Annotated in this window: 15 protein-coding genes, 1 tRNA gene and 2 pseudogenes; 10 read left to right on the top strand and 8 right to left on the bottom strand. The window is 69.6% G+C overall.

The genetic code is table 11. From position 1 onward, the window contains the following. Window positions 1–489 (top strand): malonic semialdehyde reductase (locus tag KBX39_RS09450; protein ID WP_210870042.1); only part of this gene is annotated, 489 nt, incomplete at its 5' end. Window position 490: 1 nt separating this feature from the next. On the opposite strand, the gene KBX39_RS09445 is transcribed toward KBX39_RS09450, so the two are convergent. After that, a complete protein-coding gene (locus tag KBX39_RS09445; protein ID WP_013284925.1) occupies window positions 491–946 on the bottom strand; it encodes an Rrf2 family transcriptional regulator in 456 nt (151 codons plus the stop codon). 7 nt (window positions 947–953) lie between these two features. Then, a complete protein-coding gene (locus tag KBX39_RS09440) occupies window positions 954–1868 on the bottom strand; it encodes an AraC family transcriptional regulator (protein ID WP_210870041.1) in 915 nt (304 codons plus the stop codon). Between the two features lie 159 nt (window positions 1869–2027). Here KBX39_RS09440 and KBX39_RS09435 point away from each other — a divergent pair, with 159 nt between their 5' ends. Next, complete coding sequence (locus KBX39_RS09435) at window positions 2028–2804, top strand: RhlG family 3-oxoacyl-ACP reductase (RefSeq protein ID WP_069089529.1); 777 nt, start codon at window positions 2028–2030, stop codon at window positions 2802–2804. A 72-nt stretch (window positions 2805–2876) separates the two neighbouring features. Here KBX39_RS09435 and KBX39_RS09430 read toward each other — a convergent pair whose 3' ends face one another. Continuing rightward, window positions 2877–3308 carry an SsgA family sporulation/cell division regulator gene (locus KBX39_RS09430; RefSeq protein WP_007457244.1) on the bottom strand — a complete coding sequence of 144 codons (432 nt, stop codon included), beginning with the start codon at window positions 3306–3308 and terminating at the stop codon, window positions 2877–2879. Window positions 3309–3582: 274 nt separating this feature from the next. On the opposite strand from KBX39_RS09430, the gene KBX39_RS09425 reads away from it, so the two are divergent. Together KBX39_RS09425 and KBX39_RS09420 are read left to right on the top strand one after the other, a co-directional pair. After that, window positions 3583–4122 (top strand): TIGR02611 family protein, encoded by a 540-nt coding sequence (locus KBX39_RS09425; protein ID WP_176722870.1) that lies wholly within the window; start codon window positions 3583–3585, stop codon window positions 4120–4122. 50 nt (window positions 4123–4172) lie between these two features. Further along, window positions 4173–4247, top strand: a tRNA-Val gene (locus tag KBX39_RS09420). Window positions 4248–4563: 316 nt separating this feature from the next. Here KBX39_RS09420 and KBX39_RS09415 read toward each other — a convergent pair. Then, on the bottom strand, window positions 4564–5304 hold the full coding sequence (locus KBX39_RS09415) for a 5-formyltetrahydrofolate cyclo-ligase (RefSeq protein WP_051611175.1): 741 nt from the start codon (window positions 5302–5304) through the stop codon (window positions 4564–4566). Here KBX39_RS09415 and KBX39_RS09410 point away from each other — a divergent pair. The 4 genes from KBX39_RS09410 to KBX39_RS09395 all read left to right on the top strand — a co-directional run bounded on the left by KBX39_RS09410 (window position 5294) and on the right by KBX39_RS09395 (window position 7149). Next, window positions 5294–5578 carry a hypothetical protein gene (locus tag KBX39_RS09410; protein WP_043325511.1) on the top strand — a complete coding sequence of 95 codons (285 nt, stop codon included), beginning with the start codon at window positions 5294–5296 and terminating at the stop codon, window positions 5576–5578. The genes KBX39_RS09415 and KBX39_RS09410 overlap by 11 nt on opposite strands. Before the next feature lie 61 nt (window positions 5579–5639). Then, window positions 5640–5873: a hypothetical protein gene (locus tag KBX39_RS09405; protein WP_124779044.1), complete on the top strand. Its 234-nt coding sequence runs from the start codon at window positions 5640–5642 to the stop codon at window positions 5871–5873. Between the two features lie 89 nt (window positions 5874–5962). Continuing rightward, window positions 5963–6262 carry a transposase gene (locus KBX39_RS09400; RefSeq protein WP_043325510.1) on the top strand — a complete coding sequence of 100 codons (300 nt, stop codon included), beginning with the start codon at window positions 5963–5965 and terminating at the stop codon, window positions 6260–6262. Next, window positions 6235–7149, top strand: coding sequence for an IS3 family transposase (locus KBX39_RS09395; RefSeq protein WP_312246956.1), 915 nt, complete (start codon window positions 6235–6237; stop codon window positions 7147–7149). The genes KBX39_RS09400 and KBX39_RS09395 overlap by 28 nt, the downstream gene beginning before the upstream one ends. Here KBX39_RS09395 and KBX39_RS09390 read toward each other — a convergent pair. Continuing rightward, a complete protein-coding gene (locus KBX39_RS09390) occupies window positions 7114–7791 on the bottom strand; it encodes a helix-turn-helix transcriptional regulator (RefSeq protein ID WP_198033296.1) in 678 nt (225 codons plus the stop codon). The genes KBX39_RS09395 and KBX39_RS09390 overlap by 36 nt on opposite strands. 368 nt (window positions 7792–8159) lie before the next feature. On the opposite strand from KBX39_RS09390, the gene amcA reads away from it, so the two are divergent. Together amcA and KBX39_RS09385 are read left to right on the top strand one after the other, a co-directional pair. Beyond that, window positions 8160–8327 (top strand): multiple cyclophane-containing RiPP AmcA, encoded by a 168-nt coding sequence (amcA, locus tag KBX39_RS34025; RefSeq protein ID WP_282596412.1) that lies wholly within the window; start codon window positions 8160–8162, stop codon window positions 8325–8327. Then, window positions 8324–8664 (top strand): annotated as a pseudogene (locus KBX39_RS09385) (hypothetical protein). Before amcA ends, KBX39_RS09385 begins: the two are co-directional and overlap by 4 nt. Before the next feature lie 602 nt (window positions 8665–9266). On the opposite strand, the gene KBX39_RS09380 reads toward KBX39_RS09385, so the two are convergent. The 3 genes and pseudogenes from KBX39_RS09380 to KBX39_RS09370 form a co-directional block, all read right to left on the bottom strand. After that, window positions 9267–9809, bottom strand: a complete 543-nt coding sequence (locus tag KBX39_RS09380; protein ID WP_140946607.1) for a hypothetical protein — start codon at window positions 9807–9809, stop codon at window positions 9267–9269. A 274-nt stretch (window positions 9810–10083) separates the two neighbouring features. Continuing rightward, window positions 10084–11217 (bottom strand): Wadjet anti-phage system protein JetD domain-containing protein, encoded by a 1134-nt coding sequence (locus KBX39_RS09375; protein ID WP_043325504.1) that lies wholly within the window; start codon window positions 11215–11217, stop codon window positions 10084–10086. Further along, window positions 11217–12369 (bottom strand): annotated as a pseudogene (locus KBX39_RS09370) (hypothetical protein); the annotation flags it as partial. The gene KBX39_RS09375 and the pseudogene KBX39_RS09370, both read right to left, overlap by 1 nt.

Genomic DNA, 12369 nt, shown 5'->3' with positions numbered 1-12369 from the left:
ATCCACGACCTGGTCCGGTACGGCCCGACCGCGATGAACGCCCAGCCGCTGCGGGTGCTGCTGCTGCGCTCGACGGCGGCCCGGGCGCGGCTGCTGCCGTACGTCAGCGCCGGCAACCGGGACAAGACGGCGACCGCGCCGCTGACCGCCGTGCTCGCCGCCGACGTGGACTGGCACGACCGGCTGCCCGAGCTGTTCCCGCACCGGCCCGGCGCCCGCGACTGGTTCACCGGCGACCCGGCCGGCCGGGAGGCCCAGGCCCGGTTCAACGCCGCGCTCCAGATCGGCTACTTGCTGGTCGGGGTACGCGCCGCCGGGCTGGCCGCCGGACCGATGGCCGGGTTCGACGCGGCCGCTGTGGAGCGGGAGTTCTTCCCGGACGGGCGGCACCGGGTGCTGCTGCTGATGAACATCGGCCGCCCGGCCCCGGACGCCTGGCGGGAACGGCTGCCGCGCCTGCCCTACGAGGAGGTGGTCGGCACGCTGTGAGTCAGCGCGGCTCCCACGCGTCCGGCTGCGCGGTCAGCTTGCGCACGTGCGCCGGCAGCCGGCCGCTGACCAGCTCGTCCAGGCTCACCTCGTCGACCACCCGGCGCACCGAGGCGCGTACCGCCACCCAGAGGCGGGGCAGGTTCTCCGCCGCCCCCTCGTACCGCGTCTCCTCGGGGCGCAGCCCGCGTACCCCGGCGAGCGGGCCGTCGACGGCGCGCAACACGTGCCCGATGGTGATCTCGCGCGGCGGCCGGGCCAGCGTGTAGCCGCCCTCGGCGCCGCGCTGGGCCCGGACGACCCCGGCCCGGCGCAGGTCGGCCAGGACCGCCTCGAGGAACTTGCGCGGCATGTCCTGCTCCGCCGCGATGGCCTGGGTGGACAGCAGGGTGGGGTACGCGGTGGCCAGGCTCAGGGCTGCCCGGACCGCGTAGTCGCCGCGCGCGGAGATCTGCACAGTGCCATCATGCCTGGCCGGTGGGTGCGGGGGAGTCGGCGGGCGGCCGGGGTCGCACCAGACGGACTGGCAGCGGCCGTTCCCGGTTGGCCCGGAACGTGCCCGGGCTCACCCCGACCTCCCGGGTGAAGAAGCGGCCGAAGTTCGTCGGCTCGGGAAAACCCAGGTCCCGGCCGATCCGGGCGATCGACTCGTCGGTGGCGGCCAGCAGCCGGCACGCCTGCAACGCGACCCGCTCGTCGATGACCTGCTTGGCGCTGCGCCCGGTCACCGCCAGGCAGGCCCGGGTCAGCGTACGCACCGAACAGCCCAGCTGGGCGGCGTAGTCCTCCACCCGGCGGGTGTGCCGGTAGCCGCGTTCCACCTCGCGGCACAGCCGCCGGAACGTGTCGGTCTCGGCCCGCGGCGCGGCACCGTTCTCCGGGTGCGGCAGCAGGCTCAGCCGCAGCAGCAGCACCGCGAGCTGGTGACGCAGCAGCGCCGCGGCGGGCGGCACCATCGCGTGCCGTTCGGCGTCCACGGCGAGCTGGCTGACCTCGCTGATCACCGCGTCCTCGTCCTCACCGGCGAGCTGACGGTGGGCGGGCACCGCCTCCGGGTCGACGTCGAGGCCGGCCAGCGCGTCCGGCCGCCAGCTCACCACTGTCGCGTCGAGCTGCGCGCCGACGCACCGCAACACCTGACCGGGGTACGCGCGCAGCAGCGTGCCGGGCCGGCAGGGCACCGGCCGGAAGTCCAGCTCGGCGGTGCCGTGACCGTGGGTGACCAGGATCAGCACGTCGCGGTCGAGCAGGACCGGCCGGGGCCAGCCGGGCTCGGCGGCGAGGTCGCCGAGCGCACCGGTGAGGATCTCGTCGGCGCCGGGGCGCGACTCCGGCGGGCCGGTGCGGGTGGCCGGGGAGGGCTGACCGGTAGTGACCATCTCCCCGACGGGAACCGGCCCGGCCGCACGTTGCATCTCGACGGTTTCGCCCGCACGGAGGCGGTCTTGTCGGCACGCACGGCCGACGGTTAGGTTACCGATCGGTAAGCCCCGGGTCGGCCGACCGGCCCCCGGCCGGGCGACGGCGATGGGATGAGCATGACGGAACTGTTCTCGGTCGACGGCAAGACGGTCCTGGTCACCGGCGGTTCGCGGGGGATCGGACTGATGATCGCGCAGGGCTTCGTACGGGCCGGCGCAAAGGTCATCATCTCCTCGCGCAAGGCCGACGTGTGCGAGTCGGTCGCCAAGGAACTCTCCGCCGAAGGGCACTGCGAGGCGATCCCGGCCGACCTCGGCAGCGACGCGGGCGCGCTGGCGCTCGCCGAAGCCGTGCGGGAACGCCACGACCGGCTGCACGTACTGGTGAACAACGCGGGCGCCACCTGGGGCGCGCCGCTGGAGGAGTACCCGGAGGGCGCCTTCGACAAGCTCTGGGCGGTCAACGTCAAGGCCGTCTTCCGGCTCACCACCGCGCTGCTGCCGCAACTGCGCGCCGCAGCCGGCGCCGACGACCCGGCCCGCGTGATCAACATCGGCTCTGTCGACGGCATCCGGGTGCCGTGGATGGAGGTGTACGCGTACTCGGCCACCAAGGCCGCCGTGCACATGCTCACCCGCAGCCTCGCCCACCAGCTCGCCGGCGAGCGGATCACCGTCAACGCGATCGCGCCCGGCCCGTTCGAGAGCAAGATGATGGCGTTCGCGCTCGACGACCCGGAGTCGCGCTCGGCGATCGAGCAGCAGGTGCCGCTGGGCCGGATCGGGCGACCCGAGGACATGGCGGGCACGGCGATCTACCTGGCGTCGCGGGCCGGCGCGTACCTGACCGGCGCGGTCATCCCGGTCGACGGCGGAATCACCACGCGCGGCTGAGGCGTACCCCGGTGAAGACGGCCCGGGGCCGCGCGGACTCGGCAGATCCGCGCGGCCCCGGGTGTTGCCGTGTCAGCGACCGGCGAGCAGCCGGTTCACCGCGGTGTCGACGTCTAGGTGCTCGGCCTCACGGCCGCGCGGGACGACGACGTAGGTCCGGCGCAGGAAGCGCACCAGCACGCTGCGCGGAACCTCGAACAGGGCGTTGCCGTCCGGGGACGACAGCGCGAGCGCGACGAAGTCGCCGCGCGGTGTGGCCCACGGCCAGACCCGCACATCACCGATGCCGGCCGGCTCGTCGAGCCCGGTGACCAGCAGTTCGCGTGCGAACGACCAGCTCACCGCCTCGCCGCCGGCGGACTCGGCGTGGAACAGGACATGGACCGCATACGGGTCAGCAGGGTCGTAACGCAGACTGGCACGCACCGGCAAGGCGGTGGCGTCAGGCGCGACGAGCCTTAGCGACGTCTCGACCTCTACGGTCGTCGGTCGGATGACACTCATGGACGTTCTCCCCCCGGCACCGCTGCGGAACGCGCGTGTCCCGCTTTTCCCATACTCAGGTGCTGCTCCTGGCTACGCTCCGCCATACGCTGACTTCACCCAGTGGTGGGAAGGGGTTCGGAAAGCCCCCGGGAACCACTCGGCCCCGCGTAGAATTTCCGGTTCCGCCCACTCCGTCGTCCCGCCCGGCAACGGGTGGTTCAGTCGTCGACTTACTCCGGTAACGTCCAGTCGTCAGCAGGGGTGACGGTCCCGCGCGACACTGGGGGTGGAAATGGTCACGGGGGGCGGGTCGGTGACGTCGCGGACCACGGCCGAATCGCCGAAAGGTGCGGCCCGAGCAGCCGAAAGTCGGGGGTACGAGGTGCCTGTGGAAGGGCGGTCGCGAGGCACTCTCACGGAGCAGCGCCGGCGCCGACGTGGCTGGCGGCTGCGCCTGCACACCACCCTCGAACTCATCCGCGCCAACCCCACCGGCCGCGTCGCCCTGAAGATCTTCATCGGCATCCTCGGCGCGATCGTGGTCACCGTCGGCATCGCGCTGATCCCGCTGCCCGGGCCCGGCTGGCTGCTGGTCATCGCCGGCCTCGGCGTCTGGGCCGTCGAGTTCCACTGGGCGCGACGGCTGCTCGCGTTCACCCGCCGGCACGTCAACTCCTGGACGCAGTGGGTGAAGCGGCAGTCACTGGGAGTGCGGTTCGTGTTGGGCGCGGTCGGGCTCGTGTTCGTGTCCGTCGTGGTGTGGCTGTCACTCAAGTACAGCCTCGGCATCGACGTCGTGGCGCAGGCGCTGCACTACCTCGCGACGCACTGAGGCCCGGTTTTTGGTCCGGGCGGGTGATCGGGTAGAGTCATGCGCGCTGAGGGCGATTAGCTCAGCGGGAGAGCGCTTCGTTCACACCGAAGAGGTCACTGGTTCGATCCCAGTATCGCCCACCATGAATATAGGCAGGTAGGAAGCCCGTCACCGGGATCACCGGTAACGGGCTTCTCCGCTGTTGCCCCTTAAGTTGGGAGCAGATTGGGAGCACGGCGCTCCCGCCCTTGGTTGGCCTGGCATTCCCAAGGCCCTGGGCGGACGTTCATCGGCGTGCTGCGGCTCGGACCGTCGGTTGGCAAAGTCCACTTGCGACCGGCCTGATCGCATCTCCCGCCGCCCGCAGCAACTTGAGTTCCACCAGCAGGCCTGCTCGACCTATGGGTTCGACGGCCGAGCCAGCATTCATGCCCAGGAACGCTCGCTCCGGCGGCCTTGCTAGGGGTTGTGCCGGGTATCTTGCCCCCTTGTGCCGCCCAGAATTGGGATGCTGTCTAGCTGATCTTGACGGAGGTCTTTGGCGATGATGCCTGCCGGTCGATCTCGGTCCGCCGTGCAGGTAAGCACCTCGGTGGGGGTGATCGCAAGATCGACGTTGAAGTCGTGGCTTGCGTGGGGGAGTTCCTCGTCGAGGAGTTGGATCTGGTGGATGGTGGTGGCGATGGCGGTGCCCTTGGACACGAGTCCAGCCTCGGTGAGGAGCGCGATCTCTAGGTCGGAGTAGCCGGCGCCCTTGCCGACTCGTACGCCGTTTCGCCGGCTGACGGCGACGCTGCCGCAGACGATCAGGTCCACCGGGCGCATGTCGTCGGGGCCGATTGTAGGGGCGACGTCCGGTGCGCCGGTGCTGGTGACGGCAGCCTCGAACGGAGCGGTCAGAACGGTCGGGTCGAGCAGGTAGAAGGGCTTCGGCGTGGCGAGTCGCGGGACCGCCACGTAGAGCAGCTTGCCCTCTTGAAGAGCGCGTACTCGTACGGGCAGTTGGGCCCGGTCGGGATTGCACTTGATGACCCGTGCCTGCTTCCAGACATCCAGCTCGGCGAGTCGGGCAGCGGCGTCTTCTTTGCCGGTGAAGTCAGGGATGTGACCGTGAACGCCGATGGGTGCGGCGCCTTCGCGTTCAAGGAGATCCCAGACCCGTCGCCGAACGGACTGCTTGGCATCGCCAATGCTGGTCACGCTGCTCCTCCTACCGGGTCATGAGGGTGAACAGTCGGTCGTTGACGTCCTCGACCGAGGGCAGGTCGCGCCAGGGACGCAGTTGACGGGCTGCGGCGAAGGCGAGGTTGAGACCACCGCCGGCGCGGGTCCGCTCGATGACCTCGATGGTCTGGCGCAGGTGGGACGTGGCTGCATCGACGTCACGATGAAGGATGCTGGCAAGGGCAAGATTGCCGAGGACAACGGCGGTCGACTTGCGGCGTGCGGCGATGAGTTGCCGAGCCTCCTCTAAAGGCTGTGATGGCGTCGGCCGGCTTGCTCAGCGACAGCCAGCAAGACCCCGCGAGTCGCGCGTGATGGCTGGGACAGAAAAGGGCAGCGGCTGGATCTCGACGATCTATCGAAGCGAAGTGATCTTCAGCGATGCCAAGGGCATCGAAGCAGTCCCGGGCCTGGCCAAGCATCGCGTGCGCCTCGGCACGGTGCAGTTGGGCGAGGCCCGTGATCACATGGCTGTCGTTGCGGCTTACGGCGGCGGCGCGCGCCGTCAATCCAACGCCAGCGGTCGGCTGCTTGGTGCCGTATAGAGCGAGGTAGCTCTTGCGAAGCAGCGCGTTGGCCTCGGTATGCCCTTCCCCTCGTAGCGTGGAGGCCAGAGCTTGAGGGATAGAGGTTCATGGCTGAGATGAGACGCCAGTTCGATCCGGAGTTCCGGGCGGGCGCGGTGCGCATCGTGCGTGAGACGGGTAAGTCGATCGCGCAGGTCGCCCGTGACCTGGGGATTAACAGCGGGACCCTGGCCAACTGGGTGAAGAGGGACCGCGAGACTCGCGGTGAGGCCGCTGCCGGGAAGTTGGCCGAGGACGAGCGGGCGGAGCTGGCCCGGTTGCGGCGGGAGAATGCCGAGCTGGCGATGGAGCGTGATGTTCTCAAGCGATCGGTGGTCCTGTGGGTCAAGGAAGCGACGGGCCGGTGAGCGTGGCCGGGTTCATCGCTTCCCAGAGGACCGAGCATTCCGTGCCGCACGCGGTGGCCTGTCGGGCGTTGGGGGTGTCCGAGTCGTGGTTCTGCAAGTGGCGTGACCGGCCGCCAACGCGCCGCGATGACCAGCGTGTCCGGCTGACGGCCGCGGTCCAGAAGGTGTTCGACGACTCGGGCGGCACCTACGGCAGCCCTCGCATTGGCATCGAGCTGCGCGAGTCCGGCTGGCAGGTCTCCGACAACACGATCGCGCAGCTCATGGCCGAGCTGGGCTTGGCCGCGCGGGTCAAGCGCCGCCGACGCGGCCTGACCCGCCAAGGTAAGCGTCCGGCCGCACCGGACCTGGTCAAGCGGGTGTTCACCGCACCGGCGCCGGATGTCGCCTGGTGCGGCGACATGACCGAGATCCGTACCGACGAGGGCAAGCTCTACCTGGCCACCGTCATCGACCTGTACTCCCGTCGGAATCTCGGCTACGCGATGAGCGCCCACCACGACGCCGGGCTGGTCGTCGCCGCGCTGAACATGGCCGCCGTCACCCGCGGCGGCAACGTCGAAGGAGTGATCTTCCACAGCGACAGGGGCAGCGAGTACACCTCGGCCGACTTCGCCCGGGCCTGCAACCGGTGGAACGTACGCCAGTCGATGGGCCGGGTCGGGTCATGCTTCGACAACGCCGTCGCCGAGGCCACCTTCTCCACCATCAAGGTCGAGTACGTGCACCGCCGTCACTTCCGCACCCGTACCGAGGCCCGCCTGAAGATCGCCACCTGGATCACCGACTTCTACAACCGGCGCCGCCGGCACTCCGTCTGCAACTGGCGCTCACCCATCGACTACGAACGATCAGAAACCCGCGCCCTGGAGGCCCAGGCCGCATAACGGAGCCCTCCACGATTCCAGGGGATTGACAGTAACCGCGTCGCGGGTGTCCTGTGCGGCGCGGATCGCCTCGTCGAAATATGCGGCGCTGGCGGCGTGGTCGTGACGTTGGGAGGCGTCCCACACGAGCTGACCCATCAGCGTGGCGGACTCGGCGACGGCTGCGGCCAGTTCACGCTGAACCAAGCCGTCGCTGGCGTGCTGGCGGAGGAAGGTCGCCTGGCCGTGTAGCTGCCCCGCCTCGACGAGCAGAAGCGTCGAAGGCGTCCGGTCGTAGCGCTCGTCAAGGTGCTGCACCCGCTCCCGTAGGTAGGCAACGGTGACCAGGTCGACCCGGCGGGGGTGCCGCAGCACATAGTTGAGACGCTCGTTGGGCGGCGACGGTGGCTGGCCGACCTCGACCAGCAGGTCGGCCAGCTCCTCGACCGACAGCTTGAGAGCTGCAGCCAAACGCGGTCGATGCCACGGCTGTGGATCAGTCTCTGCCCGCTCCCACCGCACGACGGTGGAGCGGTCGACACCAAGAACTTCGGCAAGGCGTTCCTGACTCAAGCCGAACGCCTTGCGGCGCTCGGCCAGCCGATGCCGACGCTTGCCCGCGCGCCGCCCTCCTCCGCCGCTGACCATCACCGATCCATTCATCCAGCTAACGCCGTGTAGCGCAATGAGGATGCATCAGTTCTGCGTCATCGCCGCCCTGGGAAACACATGTCCTCCGCGATTAGGTGAAGACACGGGCGGCGATCAAGCCCGACCTAACGAGCGGGGGCGCGAGGTGAGCTCCGAAGAGCTAGATCCAACTGAGACAGCTGCCGAGGACAACCTTGATCATGGGTTGCTAACGCCGCATCGCACTTCCGCTCGCTTGTTGGTGATGCCCCATCTGCGTACTGCCATGAGGGCTGCGTGGGTGGGTGACCGGCGGCCTGCTCCTAGCCGCTGTAGTGCAGCGGTGGGTTCGCCTTTCCCCGGCGAGCCCACCACTCACAGACTTGGAAGGGGGCGGCGGCATGACGGTGTATGTCTCGCGTAACGCGAGGGACGACCAGACCTGGCGATCCGAAACCCTGACGCACGTTCCCGCGCGGCGGCAGAAGCATCCCCCTGATCCGCCGTTGCTCACCCATGTGTGGCGTCGGCTCTTTGAGCAGCAGGCCCGGGAGGGCGATCGCCGATGACTGGAGAGCCGCGCCGCGTCTTGGGGCGCCCGATCGCGAGGGAGCCCGTGGAGCACCTGCCGCTGCGACCGCTATGGCTGTGCCGCCGGTGCGGGCAGCCGTGGCCCTGCGGGGCGGCGAAACTCGCTCTCCTCGCCGAGTACCAGGACAACCGGGTGAGCCTGTTCCTCTACCTGGCCGGATGCCTGCACGAGGCGATCGACGATCTGCACCGGCTCAACCCCGCTGAGACGGGCACCGCTGCTGGCATGTTCGACCGGTTCCTCGGCTGGCCCGTCCGCCACACCAACTCCTAAGCCTGACCACAACCAGAGCCATCGGAATCGAGGAAACCTGACCCCAGCGGCATCGGCCGCATCAACGCGATTGGCCGGCCGGCGATCATCGCGGGTGGCGGCCCAGACTGGGATTTCGAATGGGCACACTTACCGGCAAAGGGCTTGCGCCGGTGCCCGCACGCCGGGACGTCACCGTGACTGGACACGGACGGCGACCACGACACCCAGGAGCGGGAGGACCGCGTCGGTGTAGGTCAGCGCTCTGGTACGTGGGCGTGGTTGTGATCAGCGGCCCGGTAGGCGGTGGTCGGATCGGGCGGTGCGGGCGCTGCCGTCACCATGCCTACGAACGACGGCGTCACCACTATGGTCCTGGGCCATTACCTCCGCGACGGGGCCGGTCCAGCCTGCGACCTGACCGGCGCCGAGCCGATCCGCCCGGCACAGCCTGTTCGTCCCGACCGACGTGATCACGATGAAGCTCTATGCCGCCGCCCAGCACGACGGCTGCGACTTCGACCCCGACGATTTCGCCACCAGATCCCGCTACGCGACGCCGACCGGTCCCAGGCCGGCCGGCGCTCCTCCGCCGCCGGTGGCTACCCCCTCCTTGGCTATCACCTGGCCCACCACGAGAAGGCTGCCGCTGCGGCACCGCTAGTTACCGATGCTCGCGGACTTTTTCGACCGACCAGCCGATGAACTGTGCGATTTCCTCGTCGGAGGTGCTCAGCTGCGCGACCCAGTCGTCGATTGCCTGCCCCAGCGTCGGCGGCATCCCCAAGGTGGTAACCGTCTGCAGCGGCTCTTCGTCGTCCAAGAAGTCTTCGTGGTACCACATGTCGTCGGGATCCAGCCGCTTCACCGTAGCGGCGTACCCGTCGTGCCCGTCGTCGCCCTCGGCGAGCAGCTCGTCGGTGAGCCAGTCCCTGATCTCCCAGCCGTCGCCAGAGGTTCGCCGCTCGAAGATGACACGGTGCCCCCGCCGGTTGAGATCCACGGCGAGGTCGTAGCGGGCCTCATCAACGCGCACCCGCTCCTGCAAGATGCGGACTATGTGCTCCTTGACCACGTCGGTGCTGCTGCGGTCACCGCGCCAGGTAGATGAGCCTCCCACCGCAGCGGCGACCCGGGTGTAGTTCTCCCCGGTCTTCGCCATCTCGGCGCGGATGGCCCGGGTACGTGCACGATTTCGCTTGCCCATGATGTTCCTCCGACGAAGGCCCACGCCCCTTCCAAGAAAGGGTCTGCCGGACATTCACGCTGCGTCGGCGACGGCTTGTCCTCGATCGCGGCCTGCGGCGTGGGCGCCGGCAGCTCGGAGACGGGCGGGCGTGACCGCCGCCCAGAGTCTACGGGTCTCGGCGCGACGCGGAGCACGACATACGGCGACCGCACGTCAGCCGGAACAGCGGCCGTCTCCTGTCTCAGTCGGCGTTGATGGACGCAGTCGAGCCGTACTGTCCAAAGAAGGGGTGTCAGGCCCAGGCGGCGATGCGGACGTCGGCGTGCCAACTCGCGTCTGTGCGCAGGTGCCGGAAGCCAACCCACTCCTGGGCCAAGCGCTCGCCGCGGGTGAGCAGGGCGGCGACCTGGCCCATATTCTCGCCGAGCCAGCCGGCCAGCCGGGCGGCGTCCGCCGGTGCCGCGGCCTTCTCCTTCGCCGCGATGGGCAGCCCGAGCTGCAGTAGGGCGCGGTAGAGGTGCATCGCGGGCCGCACCTGCGGTAGCCCGTTGTGCACGGCGGTCGCCGAGGCTGAGAGCGGGATCCGCAGCCCGCTCAGGTCCAGGTCGCCGAAGTACCGGATCTCGGCGACGGCGTGGCGGGCTCTAATCGTGTTCACCGACGCCGTGAACGTGTTGCCCAGGCCCCAAGCGACGTAGCCCAGGTCGTGCCGCTCCGGCAGGCTGTTCACCACCGACCACCACGTCGTCGCGTTCTCGATGACCAGCAGCATCCGCCCGGCGCCGACCCGCTGGTAATATCCGTCGCCGATCGCCTCGGTGAAGCGCTCCGCCAGCAGCGGCGGGTGCACCATGAACGCCCCGATGAGCCGCAGCAGCTCGTCGCGGTCAGAGAAGAGCGGTCCCGAACGGAGGGTGTCGAGCACCTTTTCCGGCATCGGGAAGTCCGCCGCCGACCCGTGCCGGCCGAAGATCTCCAATGATCGTTCGCGGATGGGCACCGGCGAGCGGTCCGGATTGGTCATCAGCCACCGGTTGACCGCTGTGTAGGCCGCCCGCTGCTTCGGGGTTGCCACCGGCCAGTGGGTGGCTAGCCCGCGCACCTCCGGATGCCACGGCGGCATGGGTGCCGGCCGCGCCGTAGCGCTGCGGGTCGGCAGCAGCCAGATCGCCGCAGGCAATGCCACCTTCTCGCGGTCGTCGGCGCGTAGGAGCCGGATCCGGCCTGAGTCTTCCAGCTCTAGCAGCAACCGCCGCAGCACCGCACGCTCGTACTCGTCGTCGGCGTTAGCCGCGGGGATGCGGTGGTAGGCCTCCCAGACGCGGCCGATCGGGACCCGCCTCCGGGCGGTCCGCTTCCAACCGCCGCGCTCCGCCGCCGCGCAGAGCTCGTCTAGCAGGTCACTGGCAGGACGGGAGGCGGCCATCAGTGCTCGGCGCGTACGAAGGTCCGGATCGCGGTGAGCTCGCCGCCGGCGTCCTCGGGACCCAGCTCGTCCAGCCGCTTGCGAAAGACGTGATCGACCGCCAGGTATTTGCGCCCGGCCCTCAGGTCGGAGTCGTTACGCAGCCGGATGATTAGCGGGAAGGCGCTCAGCGCGTTGGCGTCGAAGAGTCCGGTCGTGTAGATCAGCTGCACGCCCAGCGTCGCGGCGACCGACCGCTGCAGCTCGAGCAGGTAACCGGCCGAGGCTCGCCCGATCGGGTTGTCGAGGAACAGCACTCCGGAGTGCCGGTTTCCGATCCGGCCACGGTTGTTGGCCCGCAGCGCCGCCATCGTGCAGTACAGGATGATGGCGGCGGTCAACTGCTGCCCGCCGGAGAAGACGTCTTTGATCTCCGAGACCCGCTGCCGCTCAGGCCGCAGCGCCGAGTCCGGCTTCAGGACGTCGACGCGGAAGCCGCGCGGCACCGCCCGCCGGACACAGCGCAGCAGCAGGGTCATCCCATCGACGCCGCCGCCGTCGACTACCTCGTCGACAACCTCACCGATCGCCTCGAGCAGGGCCGCCTCCTCGAGTGGTTGGTACGCGACGCGCAGGAACTCCTGGCCCGACCAGCCGTCCAGGCCCTCTGGCAGCCGGGAAAGCCGCTGCGCGTTGCGCAGGGTACGGAAGGCGGCGCCAACCATGCCGTGCAGCCGCACATTGATCATGTCCCGGTGCCGGTCGATGCTGGTGAGCTCGTCAGTCAGCGACCGAAGCCGCGGCCGGAGCGCGGTGATCCACTCATCGGCGTGCCCTGCCAGGCTCGCACTGTCGAGCGCGGACATCTGCTGGCGGATGGTCGACTGGAGGAGCCGGAACCGGGAGTCCACGGCGTGCCGCCGCAGCGCCTCCGTGGTGCGGGTCAGTCGGGCGCGCTCGGTCGCGGCGCTGTCGTTCGCCGCGTTCAGGGCGGTGCGGAGGCTCCGCTTGCGCGCCCGCGCCGTGTCGAGGTCGTCGGAGAAGGCTGATGCGCTCTCGCCGGCGCTGACGTCGAGATCCTCGGCGAGGTCGGCGAAGCCGCGGGCGATTCCCCTGGCAGCCTCTAGCTCGGCGCCCGCCTTCTCGGCGACCTCACCAAGCTCAGCGTGGCGT

It is taken from the genome of Micromonospora sp. D75, from assembly GCF_018070405.1.
In the GTDB taxonomy this organism is placed as follows: Bacteria; Actinomycetota; Actinomycetes; order Mycobacteriales; family Micromonosporaceae; genus Micromonospora; species Micromonospora chalcea.
This window is presented reverse-complemented; position numbering and strand designations above follow the sequence as displayed.

Excerpts from the sequence above, each read along its gene's own strand:
- KBX39_RS09400 (WP_043325510.1), top strand. The coding sequence starts at position 5,963 with ATGGCTGAGATGAGACGCCAGTTCGATCCGGAGTTCCGGGCGGGCGCG.
- KBX39_RS09435 (WP_069089529.1), top strand. The coding sequence starts at position 2,028 with ATGACGGAACTGTTCTCGGTCGACGGCAAGACGGTCCTGGTCACCGGC.
- KBX39_RS09375 (WP_043325504.1), bottom strand. The coding sequence starts at position 11,217 with ATGGCCGCCTCCCGTCCTGCCAGTGACCTGCTAGACGAGCTCTGCGCG.
- KBX39_RS09380 (WP_140946607.1), bottom strand. The coding sequence starts at position 9,809 with ATGGGCAAGCGAAATCGTGCACGTACCCGGGCCATCCGCGCCGAGATG.
- amcA (WP_282596412.1), top strand. The coding sequence starts at position 8,160 with ATGACGGTGTATGTCTCGCGTAACGCGAGGGACGACCAGACCTGGCGA.
- KBX39_RS09430 (WP_007457244.1), bottom strand. The coding sequence starts at position 3,308 with ATGAGTGTCATCCGACCGACGACCGTAGAGGTCGAGACGTCGCTAAGG.
- KBX39_RS09440 (WP_210870041.1), bottom strand. The coding sequence starts at position 1,868 with ATGGTCACTACCGGTCAGCCCTCCCCGGCCACCCGCACCGGCCCGCCG.
- KBX39_RS09410 (WP_043325511.1), top strand. The coding sequence starts at position 5,294 with ATGCTGGTCACGCTGCTCCTCCTACCGGGTCATGAGGGTGAACAGTCG.
- KBX39_RS09425 (WP_176722870.1), top strand. The coding sequence starts at position 3,583 with ATGGTCACGGGGGGCGGGTCGGTGACGTCGCGGACCACGGCCGAATCG.
- KBX39_RS09390 (WP_198033296.1), bottom strand. The coding sequence starts at position 7,791 with ATGAATGGATCGGTGATGGTCAGCGGCGGAGGAGGGCGGCGCGCGGGC.